Origin of the sequence: Enterobacter sp. RHBSTW-00901 (assembly GCF_014103115.1) — a bacterium.
GTDB lineage: Bacteria > Pseudomonadota > Gammaproteobacteria > Enterobacterales > Enterobacteriaceae > Enterobacter > Enterobacter cloacae_P.
The window spans coordinates 1907368-1929996 of record NZ_JABXPB010000001.1 but is presented as its reverse complement, the minus strand read 5'-3'; the positions used below and the strand labels follow the sequence as shown (position 1 = coordinate 1929996).

15 protein-coding genes are annotated in these 22629 nt (G+C 54.0%); 13 read left to right on the top strand and 2 right to left on the bottom strand.

The genetic code is table 11. The features are described 5' to 3' along the window. Positions 1–49 precede the first annotated feature (49 nt). A complete protein-coding gene (gene mutH / locus HV318_RS09210; RefSeq protein WP_182272511.1) occupies positions 50–742 on the bottom strand; it encodes a DNA mismatch repair endonuclease MutH in 693 nt (230 codons plus the stop codon). A gap of 683 nt (positions 743–1425) precedes the next feature. On the opposite strand from mutH, the gene rppH reads away from it, so the two are divergent. The 12 genes from rppH to recD all read left to right on the top strand — a co-directional run bounded on the left by rppH (position 1426) and on the right by recD (position 19756). Next, positions 1426–1956: an RNA pyrophosphohydrolase gene (gene rppH / locus HV318_RS09205; RefSeq protein WP_013098553.1), complete on the top strand. Its 531-nt coding sequence runs from the start codon at positions 1426–1428 to the stop codon at positions 1954–1956. 12 nt (positions 1957–1968) lie between these two features. Further along, positions 1969–4215: a phosphoenolpyruvate--protein phosphotransferase gene (gene ptsP, locus HV318_RS09200; protein ID WP_182272510.1), complete on the top strand. Its 2247-nt coding sequence runs from the start codon at positions 1969–1971 to the stop codon at positions 4213–4215. A gap of 193 nt (positions 4216–4408) precedes the next feature. Continuing rightward, positions 4409–5284 carry a prolipoprotein diacylglyceryl transferase gene (gene lgt / locus HV318_RS09195; RefSeq protein ID WP_182272509.1) on the top strand — a complete coding sequence of 292 codons (876 nt, stop codon included), beginning with the start codon at positions 4409–4411 and terminating at the stop codon, positions 5282–5284. A 6-nt stretch (positions 5285–5290) separates the two neighbouring features. Beyond that, positions 5291–6085: a thymidylate synthase gene (thyA, locus tag HV318_RS09190; protein ID WP_061097204.1), complete on the top strand. Its 795-nt coding sequence runs from the start codon at positions 5291–5293 to the stop codon at positions 6083–6085. A gap of 184 nt (positions 6086–6269) precedes the next feature. Beyond that, complete coding sequence (locus HV318_RS09185) at positions 6270–6734, top strand: prepilin peptidase-dependent protein (RefSeq protein WP_182272508.1); 465 nt, start codon at positions 6270–6272, stop codon at positions 6732–6734. Next, a complete protein-coding gene (locus HV318_RS09180) occupies positions 6725–7285 on the top strand; it encodes a prepilin peptidase-dependent protein (RefSeq protein ID WP_182272507.1) in 561 nt (186 codons plus the stop codon). Before HV318_RS09185 ends, HV318_RS09180 begins: the two co-directional genes overlap by 10 nt. Beyond that, positions 7282–7683, top strand: coding sequence for a DUF2509 family protein (locus HV318_RS09175; protein ID WP_182272506.1), 402 nt, complete (start codon positions 7282–7284; stop codon positions 7681–7683). Before HV318_RS09180 ends, HV318_RS09175 begins: the two co-directional genes overlap by 4 nt. After that, positions 7668–7991 carry a prepilin-type N-terminal cleavage/methylation domain-containing protein gene (locus HV318_RS09170; protein ID WP_182272505.1) on the top strand — a complete coding sequence of 108 codons (324 nt, stop codon included), beginning with the start codon at positions 7668–7670 and terminating at the stop codon, positions 7989–7991. Before HV318_RS09175 ends, HV318_RS09170 begins: the two co-directional genes overlap by 16 nt. A gap of 12 nt (positions 7992–8003) precedes the next feature. Next, entirely contained in the window at positions 8004–11378 is a 3375-nt protein-coding gene (gene recC / locus HV318_RS09165) for an exodeoxyribonuclease V subunit gamma (RefSeq protein WP_182272504.1), read from the top strand. A gap of 139 nt (positions 11379–11517) precedes the next feature. Further along, a complete protein-coding gene (gene ptrA / locus HV318_RS09160) occupies positions 11518–14400 on the top strand; it encodes a pitrilysin (RefSeq protein ID WP_182272503.1) in 2883 nt (960 codons plus the stop codon). Continuing rightward, complete coding sequence (gene recB / locus HV318_RS09155) at positions 14397–17939, top strand: exodeoxyribonuclease V subunit beta (protein WP_182272502.1); 3543 nt, start codon at positions 14397–14399, stop codon at positions 17937–17939. Before ptrA ends, recB begins: the two co-directional genes overlap by 4 nt. After that, positions 17936–19756 carry an exodeoxyribonuclease V subunit alpha gene (gene recD, locus HV318_RS09150; RefSeq protein WP_182272501.1) on the top strand — a complete coding sequence of 607 codons (1821 nt, stop codon included), beginning with the start codon at positions 17936–17938 and terminating at the stop codon, positions 19754–19756. The genes recB and recD overlap by 4 nt, the downstream gene beginning before the upstream one ends. 34 nt (positions 19757–19790) lie before the next feature. Here recD and argA read toward each other — a convergent pair whose 3' ends face one another. Then, positions 19791–21122, bottom strand: a complete 1332-nt coding sequence (gene argA / locus HV318_RS09145) for an amino-acid N-acetyltransferase (protein ID WP_182272500.1) — start codon at positions 21120–21122, stop codon at positions 19791–19793. A 227-nt stretch (positions 21123–21349) separates the two neighbouring features. Here argA and amiC point away from each other — a divergent pair, with 227 nt between their 5' ends. Then, positions 21350–22603: an N-acetylmuramoyl-L-alanine amidase AmiC gene (gene amiC, locus HV318_RS09140; RefSeq protein ID WP_182272499.1), complete on the top strand. Its 1254-nt coding sequence runs from the start codon at positions 21350–21352 to the stop codon at positions 22601–22603. Positions 22604–22629 lie beyond the last annotated feature (26 nt).

Genomic DNA, 22629 nt, shown 5'->3' with positions numbered 1-22629 from the left:
CTTAAAAACCAGCTAATTGTGTTTAATAGCTCTCAAACTTCGTTAAAAACTATGTTTTTAGTAAAAAATGGCGTGCGAGCAGCGCACCGGTGAAATTCTTTTTAAGATAAAAGCCGCGTGGCAAGGTCAGTATCGGTTCGCCCTGTGCGCCTATCGCCTCGGTGAGCGCTTTACTGTTGGCCGCTTTCGGACGCAGCTGTAACACTTCACCGTGTCGGGCGGTGATGCGCTCTACATGACCCAGCACGATCATATCCATCAGCTCTTCCCAGTCCTGGCATAGCTGTCTCTCTTCGCTCTCATCCGGGCTCCAGAGCAGCGGTGTGCCCACGCGACGTTCAGCCAGTGGGATCTGGCGTTCACCTTCTACCGGTACCCATAGCACTCGCTTCAGCTTATGGCGAACGTGGCTGGTTTCCCACGTTACGCCGGTATTGCCGGTTAACGGTGCGACACAAACAAAGGTGGTTTCCAGCGGTTTCCCCTGGCTGTCGACAGGAATGGTTTTCAGCTCGACACCCAGAGCGGCAAAATCTTGCTCTGGCTTACTCCCCGCACTTGCACCCAGCCACAGCTCCAGCAACATGCCGATCCAGCCTTTATCCCGCTTCAGATCGTTAGGGATCGGCAAACCTGCCAGTGCCGCCAGGTCGCCGAGCGAAAAGCCAGCGAGACGCTGTGCCTGGTCCAGCAGTTGGGTTTCGCTGGAAGGGGGAGAAAGTAAGGGTGCAAGCGGGTGCATGAAGGTAACCTTTTGATTAAAAAATGAACTAAGAAATTATCCCCTGTGGATAGAGTTTAACTTTTTCTGTACGAATATGCCATGTGCATGATTTATAGGTTGTTTTGGATGGCGAAAATTCTTCCTGTACAGCCATAAAACAGGTTGTCCAAATCTGGTCACTGACAATAAACAGGATCTTACACCATGTTATCCACAGAAAAGTGGGATAACTGGGAATAACCCGTACTACTGTTTCAATTTACAGCCTTGACGTGCGATGAAAATCGAATTTTCAGACAATTTGTGCCTAACTTATTGGCACAATCTGTGGATAAAACCGACGCTGTTCGATCTTTCATCAGTATGACGATCGCTGATGTGATGATCATCACGTTATTACGTTTTATGGCGATGGGATTAAGGTTAACGTGATGAAAATAATAATATTATTTTTATGGGGATACGTGGCGTTCTGAACGGGGATTCAGGTTGTTCATCGGTAATTCCATACTTCTTCACAACTATATCCACAGAAAAGGTGAATAAAATTGCCCTTACGGCAACTCATCTGTTTATAACTCAGCGTATATTTGTGAGTTATTCAAATGTTATTAGGTTGCAGGCCTGTAAGAGAGTGGTTTACCGCCTCTCTGTAGTGTGAAACAATCGTTCATATATAAGGTTTAGTTTGGGGTAGTCCGGTGATTGATGACGATGGCTACCGCCCGAACGTAGGAATAGTAATTTGTAATCGTCAGGGCCAGGTCATGTGGGCCCGACGATATGGTCAGCACTCCTGGCAGTTCCCGCAAGGCGGGATCAACCCGGGAGAGTCCCCAGAACAAGCGATGTACCGGGAGCTGTTTGAAGAGGTCGGTTTAAGCCGAAAAGATGTTCGCATTCTGGCTTCGACCCGCAACTGGTTGCGTTACAAGTTACCGAAACGTTTGGTGCGTTGGGACACAAAGCCGGTTTGTATCGGCCAGAAACAAAAGTGGTTTCTATTGCAGTTGGTGGGCAACGATTCAGATATCAATATGCAAACCAGCAGTACGCCGGAGTTTGATGGCTGGCGTTGGGTGAGCTATTGGTATCCTGTTCGTCAGGTCGTGTCATTTAAGCGCGATGTTTACCGTAGGGTGATGAAAGAGTTCGCAAGTGTTGTTATGCAGCTTCAGGAGATCCCACCTAAGCCGCAAAGCGCACCTGCCTGGCGACGTAAAAGAGGTTAAGCTACGCAAATCATGCTCACCCGCTTGCGAGAAATAGTCGAGAAGGTGGCCAGTGCGCCTCGTTTGAACGAGGCGTTGAATATTCTGGTCACTGACATCTGTCTTGCGATGGAGACCGAAGTCTGTTCGGTGTATCTGGCCGACCATGACCGGCGCTGTTATTACCTGATGGCGACCCGTGGTTTGAAAAAACCTCGGGGCCGTACCGTTACGCTCGCGTTTGATGAAGGTATCGTGGGTCTGGTGGGGCGGCTTGCAGAGCCCATCAACCTTGCGGACGCGCAAAAACACCCCAGCTTTAAATACATCCCTTCCGTAAAAGAAGAGCGTTTCCGCGCATTCCTGGGCGTGCCGATCATTCAGCGTCGTCAGTTGCTGGGTGTTCTCGTTGTTCAGCAGCGAGAACTGCGTCAGTACGACGAAAGTGAAGAGTCTTTCCTCGTAACGCTGGCCACGCAGATGGCCGCGATCCTCTCCCAGTCTCAGTTGGCTGCACTCTTTGGTCAGTATCGTCATACGCGCATTCGCGCACTTCCGGCGTCTCCGGGCGTGGCGATTGCCGAAGGCTGGATGGATGCCACGCTGCCATTGATGGAGCAGGTTTACGAAGCCTCCACGCTTGATGAAGCGCTTGAGCGCGAGCGCCTTACCACCGCGCTGGAAGAGGCGGCGAACGAGTTTCGTCGTTACAGCAAGCGTTTTGCGGCGGGAGCGCAAAAAGAGACGGCGGCCATTTTTGACCTCTACTCGCACCTGCTTTCCGACGCGCGTCTGCGCCGTGAGCTTTTTGCTGAAGTTGATAAAGGCTTCGTAGCGGAATGGGCCGTTAAAAAGGTCATCGAAAAGTTTGCTGAGCAATTTGCCGCACTGACCGATGGTTACCTGAAAGAGCGTGCCGGGGATTTACGCACCCTGGGGCAGCGTCTGCTGTTCCACCTCGATGATACCATTCAGGGGGCGAATGCCTGGCCAAAACGGTTTATCCTGGTTGCCGATGAACTCTCGGCGACAACGCTGGCTGAGCTACCGCAGGATCGGCTGGCGGGCGTAGTGGTGCGTGATGGCGCAGCCAACTCCCATGCGGCCATTATGGTACGTGCTCTCGGTATTCCTACCGTGATGGGCGCTGATATCCAGCCGTCGGTGCTGCACCGACGCACCCTGGTGGTGGACGGGTATCGCGGTGAGCTGTTGGTCGATCCTGAGCCGGCTCTGCTCCAGGAATACCAGCGCCTGATCAGTGAAGAAAATGAATTAAGTAAGCTGGCGGAAGATGACGTCAACCTGCCCGCGCAGCTCAAAAGCGGCGAGCGGATCAAAGTTATGCTTAACGCCGGTTTAAGCCCCGAGCACGAAGAAAAACTCGGTAGCCGCATCGACGGTATCGGTTTATATCGCACAGAAATCCCGTTCATGCTGCAAAGCGGCTTCCCGTCAGAAGAAGAGCAGGTTGCGCAGTATCAGGGGATGCTGCAGATGTTTAACGACAAACCTGTCACGCTGCGTACTCTGGATGTCGGAGCCGATAAACAGCTGCCGTACATGCCTATCAGCGAAGAAAACCCGTGCCTGGGCTGGCGTGGGATCCGCATTACGCTCGATCAACCGGAGATCTTCCTGGTTCAGGTGCGTGCCATGATGCGCGCGAATGCGGCGACGGGCAATCTGAGCATCCTGCTGCCGATGGTCACCAGTATTGATGAGATCGATGAGGCTCGGCGGTTGATCGAACGTGCAGGGCGCGAAGTTGAAGAGATGATTGGCTATGCGATCCCTAAACCACGGATCGGCGTCATGCTCGAAGTGCCTTCAATGGTCTTTATGTTGCCGCAGCTGGCGAGCCGGGTCGATTTTATCTCTGTCGGGACTAACGACCTGACGCAGTATATGCTGGCTGTTGATCGTAACAACACACGCGTTGCCAGTATCTATGACAGCCTGCACCCGGCGATGCTTCGGGCATTAGCGATGATCGCTCGTGAAGCGGAACAGTGCGGTCTCGACCTGCGCCTGTGCGGTGAAATGGCCGGAGATTCAATGTGCGTTGCGATCCTGATTGGTCTGGGGTTCCGCCATTTATCCATGAACGGCCGTTCTGTTGCGCGAGTGAAATACCTGTTACGTCATATCGAATTTGACGATGCCCGCGAGCTGGCGGAGCGCAGTCTTGAAGCCCAGCTGGCTACTGAGGTTCGCCACCAGGTCGCTGCTTTTATGGAGCGACGCGGCATGGGTGGTTTGATCCGTGGCGGTCGTTAGTCTGTCCGTCTCCCTCTCGCTGTGGGAGAGGCAACACGCAGCACCATCCTCTATACACATCTTTTACATCTCAGGCGCATCCTCAGCGCCTGCCTTATGCTATGATTCGCAACTTTGGAGCTTCTGCTAACAACAGAAGCGCATGTCTACCGCTGTCCACTTTCAGCGGAATAACAACATCTTGTGGTGACAGATGAACAGTGGTTATCTGCATTTTCCGGAATTCGATCCGGTCATTTTTTCTGTTGGACCTGTAGCGCTTCACTGGTACGGCCTGATGTACCTGGTGGGTTTCATTTTTGCTATGTGGCTGGCTGGCCGTCGCGCTGGTCGTCCGGGTAGCGGCTGGACGAAAAACGAAGTAGAAAACCTGCTGTATGCGGGCTTCCTCGGCGTATTCCTCGGTGGCCGTATTGGGTACGTTTTGTTCTATAACTTCCCGGTGTTCCTGAGCGATCCGCTCTATCTGTTCCGCGTCTGGGATGGCGGTATGTCCTTCCACGGCGGCCTGATTGGCGTGATCCTGGTCATGGTGATTTTTGCCAAACGTACCAAACGCAACTTCTTCCAGGTCTCTGATTTTATTGCTCCGCTGATCCCATTTGGTCTTGGTGCGGGTCGTCTGGGCAACTTCATTAATGGCGAACTGTGGGGGCGTGTCGATCCGAGCGTTTCCTTCACTATGCTGTTCCCTGGCTCCCGCGCAGAGGACATGGCACTGTTACCGTCTCACCCTGAGTGGCAATCCATCTTCGATACCTACGGCGTTCTGCCGCGCCATATGTCCCAGCTTTATGAGCTGGTATTGGAAGGCGTGGTGCTGTTTATCATCCTGAATCTGTTTATCCGCAAACCGCGTCCAATGGGGGCTGTCTCCGGCCTGTTCCTGATTGGCTACGGTGCGTTCCGTATCATCGTCGAGTTCTTCCGCCAGCCGGATGCGCAGTTTACTGGCGAGTGGGTTCAGTACATCAGTATGGGGCAGATCCTCTCCATTCCGATGATCGTAGCGGGTGTCATTATGATGATTTGGGCGTATCGTCGTCGCTCACAGCAACAACTTTCCTGAGGAACCATGAAACAGTATCTTGAATTGATGAAAAAAGTGCTCGATGAGGGCACGCCGAAAAATGACCGTACCGGCACCGGCACGCTCTCCATTTTTGGCCACCAGATGCGCTTCAATCTGCAAGAAGGCTTCCCACTGGTGACGACAAAGCGCTGCCACCTGCGCTCGATCATTCATGAACTGCTCTGGTTCCTGCAAGGCGATACCAACGTTGCTTATCTGCATGAAAACAATGTCTCTATCTGGGACGAATGGGCAGATGAAAACGGCAACCTGGGCCCGGTTTACGGTAAGCAATGGCGTGCATGGCCAACGCCTGATGGCCGCCATATTGACCAGATCACCACCGTGATGAACCAGCTGAAAAACGACCCGGACTCGCGCCGTATTATCGTTTCTGCCTGGAACGTGGGTGAACTGGATAAAATGGCGCTGGCACCGTGCCATGCGTTCTTCCAGTTTTATGTGGCTGACGGCAAACTCTCTTGCCAGCTCTATCAGCGCTCCTGCGACGTGTTCCTCGGCCTGCCGTTTAACATTGCCAGCTATGCGTTGCTGGTTCATATGATGGCACAGCAGTGTGACCTGGAAGTGGGTGATTTTGTCTGGACGGGTGGCGATACCCACCTGTACAGCAACCACATGGAACAGACGCATCTTCAGCTGACCCGCGAACCGCGCGCACTGCCGAAGCTGGTTATCAAACGTAAGCCGGAATCGATCTTCGATTACCGCTTTGATGATTTTGAAATTGAAGGATACGACCCGCATCCTGGCATCAAAGCGCCCGTTGCTATCTGATACGGCAAATACTCACACAACCGGTGCTTTTTAGCGCCGGTTTTTTTTCGCCTCTGCTTTGTTTTTCGGGGCTGCATCCAGAAATAATGCAACGTCCTGCAACCGATAACATTCTCTGGATAACGGCTCGTAAAGCCCTGATTTACAACTCGTCACGTTTCCCGTCCTTCGCCACACTTCCGGCATGAAAAAAGAGAACGGCTTTACGCTTATCGAAACCCTGGTCGCCATCTCGCTGGTCGTTATTCTTAGTGCCTCAGGGCTGTATGGCTGGGACCGCTGGCAACGGCAGCAGCGGCTGTGGCAAACAGCCGGACAGGTACGTGATTACCTGGTATTCCTGCGCAACGATGCAAACCGGCATAACCGCGATCACCTGATCACACTTCAACAGGATGGGGAACGTATCTGTTTAATGAGTTCTGTCGTGCAGGGTTGCGAGAAAGGTAACCCTTTTGTGTTCAGAATGCTCTGGCCTGATATCACGGTAAGCGAGATAACACCCTCATTAGGATTTTATGGGTTAAGGGATACGGCCTGGGCGGGACGAGTACGGGTACAAAGCCGGGCGGGGGAATGGTTGATTACCGTCTCAAATGGGGGGCGTATCAGGATGTGCAGTAGTGCAGGAGAACGTTTATGTCGATGAGCCAACACGGTTTCTCGCTTACAGAAGTCCTGATTGCCACTGCAATCAGTAGCCTTTTGTTGTTAAGTGCATCGCGCTTTTTACCCGGATTACAGCGGGCTACATTACTGCAATCAGGCCAGCGGGATCTTGAAGAGGAGGTCTGGCAACGCCTTTTTTCCATCGGCAAACAGCTCCAGCGTGCGGGATATTGTGCGGGAAGCTGTGAGGGGCAAGCTCTGGTGATTGGAGAGCAGGGAAGTTGCGTGATTGTGCAGTGGGATGCAAACAGCAACGGTCACTGGGATACCTCTTCGTCGGAACCCGAGAGTACGGGGTTTCGTCTGGGATCCGGAGCGCTGGAAACTTTGCGTGGGGCAACCTCTTGCGAGGGGAAAGGATGGGAAAAATTGACGGATCCTGGCAGCGTTGTGATCCAGCAGTTTGCGGTGAGTCGCGTTGAACACTCCGGTTTTGCGCCGCAGCTGAATATTGAACTGGCCGCCATCCGCACAGGTAAGCAGGGTGTACCTTACCAGGTTAACTATAGCGTTACGGGGTTTAACTTATGAACCGTCAGCGTGGGATGTCGTCACTGGCGCTGGTTCTGCTTTTGCTGGTGCCTGGCACGTTGATCCTCTCCGGCTTTAATCAGCAACTGACATCCTTTAGCGCGCTGGTTGGCGGCGAAAGCCGCTCGATTCAACAGCAGGCTTCTGTGCAGTCAGCGCTGGAGTGGGGGCGCGTTCAACGCTGGGCGTTACAGCCAGAGGTCCAGTGCAAGCAGGTACAGACGTGGCGTGTCTGCCTGCGTTTGCTGAGCGAGGCGCGAGTTTTGCTTATTGCCGGAAGCAATGGCCTGCTGTTGTGGCGTGGAGGGGAGGTTGCTGAAGGACGTATACGTTTTGCAGTTCACGGCTGGAGTGATTTTTGCCCGCTCAAGGAAAAGGCGCTATGTCAGTTACCCTGAACAAAGAAAAGGGATTTAGCATGGTAGAAGTATTGCTGGCGATGATGCTGCTGGTGACGATTGTGACGGCACTGTCTGGTTATCACCGGGCGCTGGCAGCCCGGTTCACCATGTTTAATCAATATCGCCAGCTCTGGCACCACGCCTGGAACCAGACACAGTTGGGTACCACTGTTCTGCCAGGCGGCTGGCAGATAAACCGGGTGCAGACAATACAGTCCGGATGTGTCAGCATCACAGTTACACTTATTTCTCCTCTGGGACGACGCGGTGAGATGACGCGTCTGCATTGCCCGGTCAGCCAGTAGTCGGGAGCGTCTATGTTAAGGGTCTACCACTCAAATCGTCTGGATGTGCTGGAAGCGCTGATGGAATTTATCGTTGAGCGCGAGCGGCTTGACGATCCTTTTGAGCCAGAAATGGTGCTGGTGCAGAGCACCGGTATGGCGCAGTGGCTGCAGATGTCGCTTTCCCGGAAATTTGGCATTGCGGCGAACATTGATTTTCCGCTGCCAGCAAGCTTTATCTGGGAGATGTTCGTCCGTGTACTGCCGGACATTCCTGAGCAGAGTGCGTTCAACAAGCAAAGTATGAGCTGGAAGCTGATGGCTCTGCTGCCAGGTATGCTGACACGCGATGAATTCACCATGTTGCGCCACTATCTCAATGACGATACCGATAAGCGCAAGCTGTTCCAGCTGGCATCGCGTACCGCTGATCTCTATGACCAGTATTTAGTGTACCGCCCGGAATGGCTGACAAGCTGGGAAACGGGGGCGCTGGTGGAAGGATTACCAGACGCGCAAATCTGGCAGGCACCGTTGTGGAAAGCGCTGGTGGAATATACGGAGACGCTCGGCCAGCCAAAGTGGCACCGTGCCAACCTGTATCAACGGTTTATCTCAATACTGGAAAACGCATCTGAGCGGCCTGACAATCTCCCGTCACGCGTGTTTATCTGTGGTATTTCGGCTTTACCTCCGGTCTATCTGGACGCGCTAAAAGCGCTGGGTAAACATATTGATATCCATATTCTCTTTACCAATCCCTGCCGCCACTACTGGGGTGATATTCAGGATCAGCGCTGGTTTTCGCGGCTGGTGACCCGGCAGCGTCGACGGCTCTTTGAAGAACGTTCCGTCCCGCTGTTTAAAGACAGTGCGACCGCCGCGCAGCTTTTCGATGAAAACGGCATTCAGAACCTGCCGAACCCGCTGCTTGCCTCGTGGGGCAAACTGGGGCGCGACTATATTCATATGCTCTCTGACATTACCTCGTCAGGCGAAGGTGATGTGGACGCGTTTGTTGAGATCCCCCCGGACAGCCTGCTGCACAATATTCAGTTGGACATTCTGGATCTGGAAAACCGTGCGGTCATGGGCGTGACGGTCAAAGAATTTGAACACAGTGACGGTAAGCGGAAGCTGGATCCTGACGATCGCAGTATCACTGTGCATGTTTGCCATAGCCCGCAGCGTGAGGTTGAGATCCTGCACGACCAGTTGCTGGCCATGCTGCAGGACGATCCTGAGCTGACGCCGCGTGACATTGTGGTCATGGTGGCAGACATCGATAGCTACAGCCCCTTTATTCAGGCTGTTTTTGGCAGTGCGACAGGCGAGCGATATCTGCCTTACGCCATTTCTGACCGTCGTGCGCGTCAGTCTCACCCGGTACTGCAGGCATTTGTCAGCCTGCTGTCACTGCCGGACAGCCGGTTTATCTCTGAAGATGTGCTGGCTCTGCTGGATGTGCCTGTGCTGGCCGCACGCTTCAACATCAACGAAGAGGGGTTACGCTACCTTCGCCAGTGGGTGAATGAGTCTGGTGTACGCTGGGGGATAGATGACGATAACGTGCAGGAGTTTGAGCTTCCACCAACGGGTCAGCACACCTGGCACTTTGGTTTGACGCGAATGCTGCTGGGCTATGCGATGGAAAGCAGCCAGGGAGAGTGGAATGAAGTACTGCCATACGATGAGTCCAGCGGGTTAATCGCTGATCTGGTCGGCCATCTGGCGTCGTTGCTGATGCAGCTAAACCGTTGGCGGCGTGAGTTGATGCAGCCTCGTCAGCTTGAGGAGTGGCTCCCGGTTTGCAGGGATTTGCTCAATGATTTCTTCCTGCCGGACAGTGAAACTGAAGCGGCGATGGCGCTTATTGAAAAGCAGTGGCAGGCGATTGTTGATGAAGGTGTCAGTTCGTACTATACCGGGACCGTGCCTTTGTCACTGCTGCGCGACGAGCTGACCCAACGTCTCGACCAGGAGCGTATCAGCCAGAGTTTCCTTGCCGGGCCTGTCAATATTTGCACCCTGATGCCCATGCGTTCTATTCCGTTCAAAGTGGTGTGTTTGCTCGGTATGAATGACGGTGTTTATCCGCGAGCATTACCTCCGCTGGGCTTTGACCTGATGAGTCCAACACCAAAACGAGGTGACCGTAGCCGTCGTGATGATGACCGCTATCTCTTCCTTGAGGCGCTCATTTCCGCTCAGAACAAGCTGTATATCAGCTATATTGGCCATTCGATTCAGGACAACAGCGAACGTTTTCCGTCTGTTCTGGTACAGGAGCTGGTGGACTATATTGGGCAGAGCCACTATTTACCGGGCGATGAACAGCGTAACTGTGATGAAAGTGAGCAGCGGGTGAAAGCGCACATCACCTGTTGTCATACTCGTATGCCGTTTGATCCGACGAACTATGTAGCCAGTGAATATCAGAGCTATGCCAGCGAGTGGCTCCCGGCGGCGAAGAATGAGGGGAGGGCGCATAGCGATTTTATTCAGGAGCTTGAACCTCTCGTCATTGAAACGCTGACCTTTGAGCAACTGCAGCGTTTTTGGGCACACCCGGTACGTGCCTTCTTCCAGCAACGATTACAGGTCAGCTTCCGTTCTGAAGAGAGCGAAATTCCTGATGCAGAACCCTTCACCCTTGAAGGGCTGGAGCGTTATCAGTTAAACCTCCAGCTGCTGAATGCACTGGTTGAACAGGAAGATGCCGACAGGCTGTTTCGTCGCTATCGGGCAGCGGGGCAGTTGCCTTACGGCGCGTTCGGGGAAATTGCCTGGGATGTACAGTGGCAGGAGATGAAGGCGCTTGCTGACCGCGTGATTGAATGCCGACAGCCTGGAAAAAGCATTGAAATCGATCTCGACTGTAACGGTGTGCAGCTAACGGGCTGGCTGAGTCAGGTTCAGCCGGATGGGCTTTTGCGCTGGCGGCCCTCTATGCTCAGCGTTTCACAAGGTTTGCAACTCTGGCTCGAACATCTTGTCTACAGCGCTGGCGGCCATAAAGGTGAAAGCCGGATTTTTGTGCGTAAAGAGGGCGAATGGCGTTTCCCGCCGATGGAGCCTGAGCAGGCGTTACGCTATTTGTCACTGTATATAGAAGGTTACCGTCAGGGGATGAACAAACCTCTGCTGTTGCTGCCGGAAAGTGGTGGCGCGTGGATAAAAAACTGTTATGACGTGCAGAATGATGCCATGTTAACGGATGACGCTTCGCTGCAAAAAGCACGGAGTAAATTTGTGCAGGCCTATGAAGGCAACATGATGGTACGTGGTGAGGGGGAAGATGTCTGGTATCAACGTTTATGGCGAACGCTTGAGCCGGGATCCTTCAGAGCCATCACAGAAGAGGCACAACGTTACCTGTTACCGTTGTTTAAATTTAATCAGTCCTGAGTGCTGTATAAAAATTGCACAGTATGGGGTGTTCATTTATTATGCACTTCTTATCACGGACTGATGTACCCAAAGAAAGAGATGCTGGCGCGTCCAGCACGCAGTTTGTTAATGATGTAGCCGTGATAAAGAGGTCGTAATGCCAGGCAGCACCTTGTTGAAAGCGTTTGTTTTGTTTGTCGCCCTTTGGGCTCCCATCACTCAGGCAGACTCCGGTTGGCAACCCGTCCAGGAAACTATCCGTAAGAGCGAAAAAGATACCCGCCAGTATCAGGCTATTCGCCTTGATAACGGGATGACTGTGCTGTTGGTTTCCGATCCGCAGGCGGTAAAATCGCTCTCGGCGTTAGTTGTGCCGATTGGGTCCCTGGAAGATCCGGAAACCCATCCTGGGCTGGCGCACTATCTCGAACATATGACGCTGATGGGGTCAAAAAAATACCCACAGCCGGATAGCCTGTCCGAATTTCTGAAAATGCATGGCGGTAGCCACAACGCCAGTACGGCACCGTATCGCACGGCGTTTTACCTCGAAGTTGAAAATGATGCGCTGGAAGGTGCGGTTGACCGTCTGGCGGATTCTATTGCTGCGCCACTGCTGGATAAAAAATATGCTGACCGTGAACGCAATGCCGTCAATGCCGAGCTGACCCTGGCCCGCACGCGAGACGGTATGCGCATGGCGCAGGTCAGCGCTGAAACCATCAACCCGGCACACCCAGGCTCACGTTTTTCCGGTGGTAACCTCGATACCCTGAGCGATAAACCAAACAGCCCTGTGCTTGATGCTCTGCACGCATTCCGCGACAAATACTATTCCGCCAACCTGATGAAAGCGGTTATTTACAGCAACAAACCGTTGCCTGAGCTGGCCAGCATGGCGGCGCAGACATTTGGCCGGGTACCGAATAAAAACATAGACCAGCCGCAGATTAACGTGCCGGTGGTGACTGACGCGCAAAAAGGGATCGTTATCCACTACGTTCCGGCATTGCCGCGTAAAGTGTTGCGCGTTGAATTCCGCATTGATAACAACACGGCGAAATTTCGCAGTAAAACCGATGAACTGGTGACTTACCTTATTGGTAACCGGAGCCCGGGTACACTTTCTGACTGGCTGCAAAAACAGGGGCTGGTGGAAGGAATTCGTGCTGACTCCGATCCTGTCGTGAACGGCAACAGTGGTGTGCTGGCGATTTCCGCAACCCTGACGGATAAAGGGCTGGCGCACCGTGATGACGTGGTCGCGGCGATCTTCAGCTACCTCTCTTTGCTGCGCGATAAAGGTGTCGATAAACGTTATTTTGACGAGCTGGCACATGTGCTGGATCTCGATTTCCGTTACCCGTCTATCACGCGTGATATGGACTACGTGGAATGGCTGGCGGATACCATGATCCGTGTGCCGGTGGAACACACGCTGGACGCAGTTAATATTGCCGATCAGTATGACGCCGAGGCGGTGAAAGCGCGTCTGGCAATGATGACTCCACAGAACGCCCGTATCTGGTACATCAGTCCGAACGAGCCGCATAACAAAACGGCTTATTTCGTGGATGCCCCTTATCAGGTTGATAAAATCAGCCCACAAACCTTCGCGGACTGGCAGAAAAAAGCCGGAGAGATCGCGCTGAAGTTGCCGGAACTGAACCCCTACATCCCGGATGATTTCTCGCTGATCAAAACGACGAAAGACTATCCGCACCCGGAACTTATCATTGATGAGCCGACGCTGCGTGTGGTCTACACCCCAAGCCGTTATTTTGCGAGTGAGCCAAAGGCTGATGTCAGCGTCGTTCTGCGTAATCCAAAAGCGATGGACAGTGCCAAAAATCAGGTGATGTTTGCACTTAATGACTATCTGGCGGGTATCGCGCTCGATCAGCTCAGCAATCAGGCCTCCGTGGGGGGAATTAGTTTCTCGACCAACGCGAACAACGGTCTGATGGTCAATGCAAACGGTTATACCCAGCGTTTGCCGCAGCTCTTCCAGGCGTTGTTGAAAGGCTATTTTAGCTATACGCCGACAGAAGAGCAGCTTGAGCAGGCCAAGTCCTGGTATGCGCAGATGATGGACTCTGCGGAGAAGGGTAAAGCTTACGATCAGGCGATAATGCCGGTACAGATGCTGTCCCAAATTCCGTATTTCCAGCGCGAAGAACGCCGCGCGCTTCTGCCATCCATCTCGTTAAAAGATGTGCTGGATTACCGTGACTCGCTGAAAATCAATACCCGTCCTGAGTTCCTGATTGTCGGGAACATGAGTGAGGAACAGGCCAAAACGCTGGCGCAGAACGTGCGTGCGCAGCTGGGTTCAAAAGGTAAAGAGTGGTGCCGCAACCAGGACGTGCTGGTTGAGAAAAAACAGAATGTGATTTTTGAAAAAGCGGGAAACAGCACGGATTCGGCACTGGCGGTGGTGTTTGTGCCTAAAGGTTATGGTGAATTTGCCAGTTCAGCCCAGAGCGCTGTGCTGGGACAAATTGTTCAACCGTGGTTCTACAACCAGCTGCGCACGGAAGAGCAGCTTGGCTACGCGGTCTTTGCATTCTCTATAAACGTGGGTCGTCAGTGGGGGCTTGGTTTCCTGTTGCAAAGTAGCGATAAGCAGCCTGCTTATCTCTGGCAGCGTTACCAGGCTTTCTTCCCGAAAGCGGAGGAAAAACTGCGTGCCATGAAGCCAGAAGAGTTTGCTCAGATCCAGCAGGCCGTTATCGCACAGGTGATGCAGCCGCCACAGACGCTGGGTGAAGAAGCGTCCCAGCTGAGCAAAGATTTTGATCGCGGTAATCTGAATTTTGATTCGCGTGATAAAGTAGTGGCCGAGATAAAACAGCTGACGCCTCAGAAGGTTGCCGATTTCTTCCATCAGGCGGTGGTTAAACCGCAGGGAATGGCCATACTGTCTCAGGTTTCCGGTAGCCAGAGTGGGAAAACGGAATACGTTAACCCGAAAGGCTGGAAGATCTGGAAGAGCGTCAGTGCCTTGCAGCAATCTATGCCCTGGAGTAAGAAAGAATGACCGATACCGCTGAGTCCCTTGATCCCTTACGTTTACCTCTGCAGGGTGAACGATTGATTGAAGCCTCAGCGGGAACAGGAAAAACCTTCACCATTGCCGCGCTCTATCTGCGTCTGCTGTTAGGGCTCGGCGGTAATGCAGCGTTTCCGCGCCCGTTAAGCGTGGAAGAGCTGCTGGTGGTGACCTTTACCGAGGCCGCCACCGCCGAGCTACGCGGCCGTATTCGTACCAATATTCATGAGCTGCGCATCGCCTGTCTGCGCCAGAGTACGGATAACCCTCTTTACGCGAGCCTTCTGGAAGAGATTGCCGATAAGCAACAGGCAGCCCACTGGCTGCTACTGGCTGAGCGGCAAATGGACGAAGCGTCGGTCTTCACTATCCACGGCTTTTGTCAGCGCATGCTGAGCCTGAATGCGTTTGAATCCGGCATGCTGTTCGAACAACAGCTCATTGAAGATGAGTCTGAGCTTCGCTATCAGGCCTGCGCAGATTTCTGGCGTCGTCATTGCTATCCATTGCCTCGCGATATTGCCGAAGCGGTTCACGCGTTGTGGAAAGGCCCGGAAGATCTTTTACGCGCCATTGACCGTTATCTGCAGGGGGAAGCACCGGTTATTAAATCCCCGCCATCAGCGGATGAAACGCTGGCCTCACGCCATGAGAAGATCGTCGCGCAAATTGCCGCCTTAAAGCAAAAATGGAATGAGTCAGCCGGCGAGGTTGAGGCGATCATCGAAAATTCCGGGATCGACAGGCGCAAATTTAACCGCGGTAACCAGGGCAAATGGATCGACAAGATCAGCGCCTGGGCGCAGGAGGAGACGCGCGGCTATCAGCTCCCGGATGCACTGGAAAAATTCTCTCAGCGTTTTCTTCTTGAGCGTACCAAAACCGATGGCGTTGTCCCGGAGCATCCTCTGTTTGTTGCCATCGAGGCCTTGTTGTCAGCGCCATTAACCCTCAACGACCTGATGATCACCCGCGCCATGACGGAGATCCGCGAGGCTGTAGCGCGTGAGAAACGTCGCCGGGGAGAACTGGGCTTTGACGATATGCTGAGCCGTCTGGATACGGCGCTGTGCAGTGAAAATGGCGAAGCGCTTGCCGCCGCTATCCGTGCCCGTTTCCCGGTGGCGATGATTGACGAATTTCAGGACACCGATCCCCAACAGTACCGTATTTTCCGCCGTATCTGGCGGCAACAGCCCGACACCGCACTGTTGCTGATTGGCGATCCTAAGCAGGCCATCTATGCCTTCCGTGGTGCCGATATTTTCACCTATATGAAAGCCCGCAGTGAAGTTGATGCCCACTACACGCTGGACACTAACTGGCGCTCATCCCCGGGTATGGTTGAGAGCGTCAATGCGTTGTTCAGCCGCATGGATGCGGCATTTATGTTCCGGGAGATTCCTTTTCAGCCCGTGAAATCCGCCGCGAAAAATACCGCCCTGCGCTTTGAATTCAATGGAGTCGTGCAGCCTGCGATGAACTTCTGGTTGCTGGATGGCGAAGGTTTCGGTGTTGCTGACTATCAAAATGCGATGGCGCAGCACTGTGCCGCGCAAATCCGCGACTGGCTCAGTGCTGGCGCACGTGGCGATGCGGTTTTGTGGAAAGGGGATGACCCGACTCCTGTGAAAGCATCGGATATCACGGTGCTGGTGCGTAGCCGCCAGGAGGCAGCGCTGATCCGCGATGCACTGACGTTGCTGAACATCCCATCTGTTTATCTCTCAAACCGGGATAGCGTCTTTGAAACGCTGGAGGCCCAGGAGATGCTGTGGCTGCTCCAGGCCGTGCTGGCTCCTGAGCGTGAAAGTACACTTCGTAGCGCGCTGGCCAGCTCTGTGCTGGGGTTGAACGCGCGTGACATTGATGCGCTCAATAGCAATGAAACCGCCTGGGATGCCGTGGTGGAAGAGTTTGTCCACTACAGGGAGTGCTGGCAAAAACGTGGCGTAATGGCGATGCTACGCGAGCTGATAGCGCAGCGGCACATCGCGGAAAATATGCTCGCGACGGCAGGTGGTGAACGTCGTCTTACCGATATTTTGCATATCAGCGAACTGTTGCAGGAAGCGGGTACGCAGCTGGAGAGTGAACACGCTCTGGTGCGCTGGCTGTCGCAGCAAATCGCCGATCCAAACAGCAACGCGTCCAGCCAGCAGATGCGCCTGGAGAGCGATAAACACCTGGTGCAAATCGTCACAATTCACAAATCGAAAGGGCTGGAATATCCGCTGGTCTGGTTGCCGTTCATCGCCAATTATCGCGTACAGGATCAGGCGTTTTACCACGATCGTGATTCGTTTGAAGCGGTGCTCGATCTCAGTCAAGCCGACTCCAGCGTCGAACTGGCAGAAGCCGAACGCCTGGCAGAAGATTTACGCCTGCTCTATGTGGCGCTGACCCGCTCCGTCTGGCACTGCAGCCTGGGTATTGCGCCGTTGTTCCGCCGTCGTGGCGAGAAAGCAGGGGAGAGCGATTTTCATTTGAGTGCGTTGGGGCGGCTTATCCAGCTCGGCGAGCCAAAAGATGCCGCAGGGCTGCGTTTGTGCATTGAATCGCTTTGTGGCGACCATATTGCCCTGCAAATTCCATCGTCGCCAGATAATAGCCGCTGGCAGATGCCAGAGCAGTGTGGATCTGAGCTCAGTGCCCGGCAGATTGTGCGAACCATTGCTGATGACTGGCGCGTCACCAGCTACTCCGGTTTACAACAGCACGGACAGAGCATCGCGCAGGATCTGATGCCAAAACTGGATGTGGATGCCGCAGGTACCGGTAGCGTGCCTGATGAACCGGCACTGACACCCCATCAATTTCCGCGCGGTGCGTCGCCGGGAACATTTTTGCACAGCCTGTTTGAAGAACTGGATTTCACCCAGCCTCTCTCTGAGGAGTGGGTGCTGAAGATGCTGCAAAGTGGCGGTTATGATGCGCAATGGCAACCGGTTCTTACCGACTGGGTAAAGGCTATTTTGCAGGCACCGCTCACGGAGCAGGGCTTCTCTCTGAACCAACTGACGGCCAAAAATAAGCAGGTTGAGATGGAGTTTTATCTTCCTATAGCCAGTCCTCTTAAGGCCGATGTGCTTGATGAGCTGATCCGCGAACACGATCCGTTGTCAGCGGGTTGCCCGCCGCTCAATTTCCGCCAGGTTCAGGGAATGCTGAAAGGGTTTATCGACCTGGTGTTCCGCCACGAAGGGCGTTACTACCTGCTGGATTACAAATCGAACTGGCTTGGTGAAAACAGCGAGGCCTATACCCAACAGGCGATGGCATCAGCCATGCAAATGCATCGTTACGACCTGCAATACCAGCTATACACCCTGGCGCTGCATCGCTACCTGCGCCATCGCATTGCCGATTACCGCTACGAAGCGCATTTTGGTGGGGTGATCTACCTGTTCCTGCGCGGGGTAGATGCTGCTGATCCGGGTTCGGGTATTTTTCGTACGCGTCCGGATGTGGCATTGATTGAAAAGATGGATAGCGTATTTGCGGCAAACACGGAGGTGGTGGCATGACGATGCCGGAATTATTGCTGGAAGCAGTAGAGCAACGATTACTGCGTCCTCTTGACGCGCAGTTCGCCATGATGGTGGCAGGCGCGCAGCCTGCCGTGATGCTCGCAGCCGCAATCCTCAGTAAAGACGCGGGTGAGGGGCACGTTTGCCTGCCGCTTTCGCGTCTGGACATTGATGAAAAAACGCCTCCGGTGCTGCAATCCTGCTTCGCCCTGCTCGGTAATACGCTGGACTGGCAGGCGGTATTGCTGAGTTCACCTGCCGTGAGCAGGGGAGATACCCAGACGCCGCTCGTCCTGATTGATGAGCGTTTATACCTTAACCGGATGTGGCAATATGAACTGACGGTTGCCCGCTTCTTCAGCGAGAGCAATGCTCCACTTCCTTGTGATGAGGCGCATCTCCGGCAAACGCTGGATACTCTGTTTACTTCGCAGGAAGCCACTGACTGGCAGAAAGTGGCGGCCGCCGTGGCATTAACGCGGCGGATCTCGGTGATTTCTGGCGGCCCGGGGACGGGTAAAACGACCACTGTGGCAAAACTGCTCGCCGCGCTGATTCAGCTATCTGGTGAGCAAAAGTGTCGTATTCGTCTGGCCGCGCCGACCGGAAAAGCCGCAGCTCGTCTGACGGAGTCATTAGGTGGTGCGCTGCAAAAACTGCCGCTCACTGAGGCTCAGCTGGCGCTTTTCCCTGGTGAAGCCAGCACGTTGCATCGGTTGCTCGGCGCGCAGCCCGGTAGCCAGCGCCTGCGTTACCATGCCGGAAACCCGCTGCATCTGGATGTGCTGGTGGTGGATGAAGCCTCAATGATCGACCTGACAATGATGTCGCGATTGATTGACGCCCTGCCACCTCACGCTCGTGTCATTTTCCTCGGCGACCGCGACCAGCTTGCCTCCGTAGAGGCCGGTGCGGTGCTGGGGGATATCTGCACTTACGCAAGCCAGGGTTATACCGCTGAGCGGGCAAAAGAGTTATCGCGGTTAACAGGATGCGTGCTGGAAGGCGAGCGCAGCCCGCAGGCTGGTGCGCTGCGTGACAGCCTGTGCCTGCTACAAAAAAGCTACCGCTTCGGGAGTGACTCCGGGATTGGTCAACTGGCGGCGGCGGTAAACCGCGGCGATCGCCATGCCACGCGTGCGGTGTTTGACGGCACCTTCACCGATATCGAGAAAAAATCGCTGCAAACCGGGGAAGAGTATCAGGCGATGCTGGATGATGCCCTGCAGGGGTATCAGCATTTCCTGACGTGTGTCCAAAAGCACAATACACCTGAGCAGGTTATTGCCGCATTTGGTGAATACCAGCTTCTGTGCGCGCTAAGGGAAGGACCGTTTGGCGTAAGCGGCCTGAACGACAGGCTGGAGCAGCTGCTTACGCAGAAACGTAAAATCACCCGGGTGCCACACTCTCGCTGGTATGAAGGGCGGCCAGTAATGATTTCCCGCAACGACAGTGCACTGGGGTTGTTTAACGGGGATATCGGGATTGCGCTTGACCGTGGACAGGGGCTGCGCGTCTGGTTCCTGATGCCGGATGGCAGCGTGAAATCCGTTCAGCCAAGCCGCCTGCCTGAGCATGAAACAGCATGGACGATGACGGTACACAAATCTCAGGGCTCTGAATTCAACCACGCGGCGCTGATCCTACCGACCCAGCTCTCGCCAGTGATCACGCGTGAGCTGATTTATACCGCCATAACCCGCGCACGCCAGCGGTTATCGTTGTATACCGATGAACGCGTACTGGCACAGGCGATTGCCACCCGGACGGAGCGCCGGAGCGGCTTAAGCGCGATATTTGAAGCGGTTTAAGGGGAGGCCCTCACCGGACGGTGAGGGCCTCGTATTATCCCAGGTCAGCCATCAGCACTTTGGAACGGCGCTGATAGTTGTACATCTCTTTCTTACTTTCCGGCAGTGAATCAATATCCACCGGCGTGAAGCCGCGCTCCTGGAACCAGTGAATGCTGCGTGTGGTCAGCACGAACAGTTTACTCAGGCCAATCTGGCGCGCCTGGGCTGCAACACGCTCCAGCAGCATTTCGCCGCGTGAAGAGCTGCGGTAGTCAGGGTGTACGGCAACACAGGCCATTTCACCAATCTTCTCTTCCGGGAATGGGTAGAGCGCAGCACAGGCAATAGTCAGGTTATCGCGCTGGATGATGGTAAATTTGTCGATCTCCATTTCGAGCTGTTCACGGGAGCGGCGAACCAGAATACCTTGCTGTTCCAGCGGGCGGATCAGCTCCAGAATGCCACCGATATCGTTGATGGTGGCACGGCGGATCTGTTCGGCACTCTCCATGACGATCTGCGTACCGATACCATCACGGGAGAACAGTTCCTGTAACAGAGCGCCATCTTCCTGATAGCTAATCAGGTGGCTACGACGCACGCCGCTGCGACAGGCTTTTACTGCGCCACGCAAAAAACGGACGGTACCTGAGTGATAATCACCTTCTGTCTCCAGTTCTTCCACGCGGGCCTGGGCTTCATTGGGGAAGAGTTCCGGCACAATCACCCCTTCGTCGTTCACGACCCCTTGCGAAGAGCAGAAGCCAATCATTTTTTCGGCCTTTAGCTTGATAGCCAACTGGGTGGCGATCTCTTCTGACGTGAGGTTGAAGCTTTCACCCGTTACGGAAACGGCCACTGGCCCCATCAGGACAATGGCTCCGCTGTCCAACTGACGGTGGATCGCCTCTTCATCGATACGACGAATGCGACCACTGTGGCAATAGTCCACACCATCATCCACACCGAGTGGCTGAGCGATGATGAAGTTGCCGCTTACAACGTTAATATGTGCGCCCTGCAGCGGGGTATTGTTCAGGCTCATCGACAGGCGGGCAGTAATATCCAGCTGCAGCAGACCCGCAGCCTGTTTCACCAGCTCAAGGGTTTTGGTATCCGTGACGCGGGTATGCTTATGGTAAATCGGCTCATGGTGATGGGCCGCCAGGTTGGCATCAATTTGCGGGCGAGCACCATACACCACAACCAACCGGATGCCGAGGCTGTGCAGCAGGCCGATGTCATTGACAATGCTGGAAAAGTTTTCATGTTCTATCGCTTCGCCACCGAGCATGATGACAAACGTTTTTCCCCGATGGGCATTGATATAGGGAACAGAATGGCGAAATCCCTGAACCAGCTCGGTTCTACGTTCCTTTACCATGAGACAACCCTTAGTGAATGTTTATTCGCAATTTGTGTATTTTTATTCGATTGTGTTCGTGTGCGCAAGTCTAAATTTTCGGCGAAGCACAGAAATTTATAAGTAAAGCGTGCGTTAACGTATGAATGTTTACCCTTTTATAGATGACAGTTTATGCGCCATTCGTTAAAGTTTTCGGTCAATTTGGGCGTTTTGTGTATTTATAAGATTTCTTGCTCGGGAGAAGCATGTCGGGATCCAATTCAGCAATAAGCCGTCGCCGCCTGTTAAAAGGGGCAGGGGCGATGTGGTTGCTTAGCGTCAGCCAGGTAGGTCTTGCTGCCACAAGTCAGGTGGTGGCGGTGCGCGTCTGGCCGTCGTCAACCTATACGCGCGTAACGGTAGAATCTAATCGGGTGCTGAAATATAAGCAGTTTGCGCTCAGCAATCCGGAACGGATCGTGGTGGATCTCGAAGGCGTAAACCTGAATTCCGTCCTGAAAGGGATGGTGGCGCAGATCCGTGGTGATGATCCGTTTATCAAATCAGCGCGCGTTGGGCAGTTTGATCCGCAAACGGTGCGGATGGTGTTTGAGCTGAAGCAGAATGTGAAACCGCAGCTGTTTGCACTTGCGCCTGTCGCGGCGTTTAAAGAGCGGCTGGTGATGGATCTCTACCCGGCGAATGCAACGGATATTCAGGATCCGCTCCTCGCATTGCTGGAAGACTACAACAAAGGCGATCTTGAGAGTCAGGTTCCGCCAGCACAAAGCGGCCCGAAGCCGGGCAAAGCAGGGCGCGATCGCCCCATCGTGATCATGCTTGATCCTGGACACGGAGGGGAAGACTCCGGAGCGATCGGCAAATATCGTACCCGGGAAAAAGACGTAGTACTGCAAATTGCGCGTCGTCTGAAGGCGTTAATTGAGAAAGAAGGCAACATGCGGGCCTATATGACGCGCAATGAAGATATCTTTATTCCGCTGAAGGTTCGCGTGGCGAAAGCACAAAAGCAGCGTGCGGATCTGTTCGTCTCTATCCACGCAGATGCGTTTACCAGCCGTCAGCCAAGCGGCTCCTCGGTGTTTGCGCTCTCCACAAAAGGGGCGACCAGTACCGCAGCGAGATACCTGGCGGATACGCAGAACGCCTCGGATTTGATAGGTGGCGTGGGCAAAAGTGGTGACCGCTATGTTGATCACACCATGTTTGATATGGTGCAGTCGCTGACCATCAACGACAGCCTGAAGTTTGGCAAGGCGGTACTGGGTAAGCTTGGCAATATTAATAAGCTGCACAAAAACAGCGTCGAGCAGGCCGGGTTTGCGGTGCTCAAAGCCCCGGATATTCCGTCCATCCTGGTCGAGACTGCATTTATCAGTAACGTGGAAGAGGAGCGTAAGCTCAAGACCGCGACATTCCAGCAGGAAGTGGCAGAGTCAATACTGGCAGGGATACGGGCGTATTTCTCAGATGGGGCAACGCTGGCGCGACGCGGGTAGTTTCCTGGCCGGGTGGGATGCCCGGC

Bases quoted from the DNA above. Each gene is read 5' to 3' on its own strand.
- thyA (WP_061097204.1), top strand. From the start codon at position 5,291: ATGAAACAGTATCTTGAATTGATGAAAAAAGTGCTCGATGAGGGCACG.
- recD (WP_182272501.1), top strand. From the start codon at position 17,936: ATGACGATGCCGGAATTATTGCTGGAAGCAGTAGAGCAACGATTACTG.
- lgt (WP_182272509.1), top strand. From the start codon at position 4,409: ATGAACAGTGGTTATCTGCATTTTCCGGAATTCGATCCGGTCATTTTT.
- ptrA (WP_182272503.1), top strand. From the start codon at position 11,518: ATGCCAGGCAGCACCTTGTTGAAAGCGTTTGTTTTGTTTGTCGCCCTT.
- HV318_RS09175 (WP_182272506.1), top strand. From the start codon at position 7,282: ATGAACCGTCAGCGTGGGATGTCGTCACTGGCGCTGGTTCTGCTTTTG.
- recC (WP_182272504.1), top strand. From the start codon at position 8,004: ATGTTAAGGGTCTACCACTCAAATCGTCTGGATGTGCTGGAAGCGCTG.
- HV318_RS09170 (WP_182272505.1), top strand. From the start codon at position 7,668: ATGTCAGTTACCCTGAACAAAGAAAAGGGATTTAGCATGGTAGAAGTA.
- ptsP (WP_182272510.1), top strand. From the start codon at position 1,969: ATGCTCACCCGCTTGCGAGAAATAGTCGAGAAGGTGGCCAGTGCGCCT.
- argA (WP_182272500.1), bottom strand. From the start codon at position 21,122: ATGGTAAAGGAACGTAGAACCGAGCTGGTTCAGGGATTTCGCCATTCT.
- HV318_RS09185 (WP_182272508.1), top strand. From the start codon at position 6,270: ATGAAAAAAGAGAACGGCTTTACGCTTATCGAAACCCTGGTCGCCATC.
- mutH (WP_182272511.1), bottom strand. From the start codon at position 742: ATGCACCCGCTTGCACCCTTACTTTCTCCCCCTTCCAGCGAAACCCAA.
- HV318_RS09180 (WP_182272507.1), top strand. From the start codon at position 6,725: ATGTCGATGAGCCAACACGGTTTCTCGCTTACAGAAGTCCTGATTGCC.
- recB (WP_182272502.1), top strand. From the start codon at position 14,397: ATGACCGATACCGCTGAGTCCCTTGATCCCTTACGTTTACCTCTGCAG.
- amiC (WP_182272499.1), top strand. From the start codon at position 21,350: ATGTCGGGATCCAATTCAGCAATAAGCCGTCGCCGCCTGTTAAAAGGG.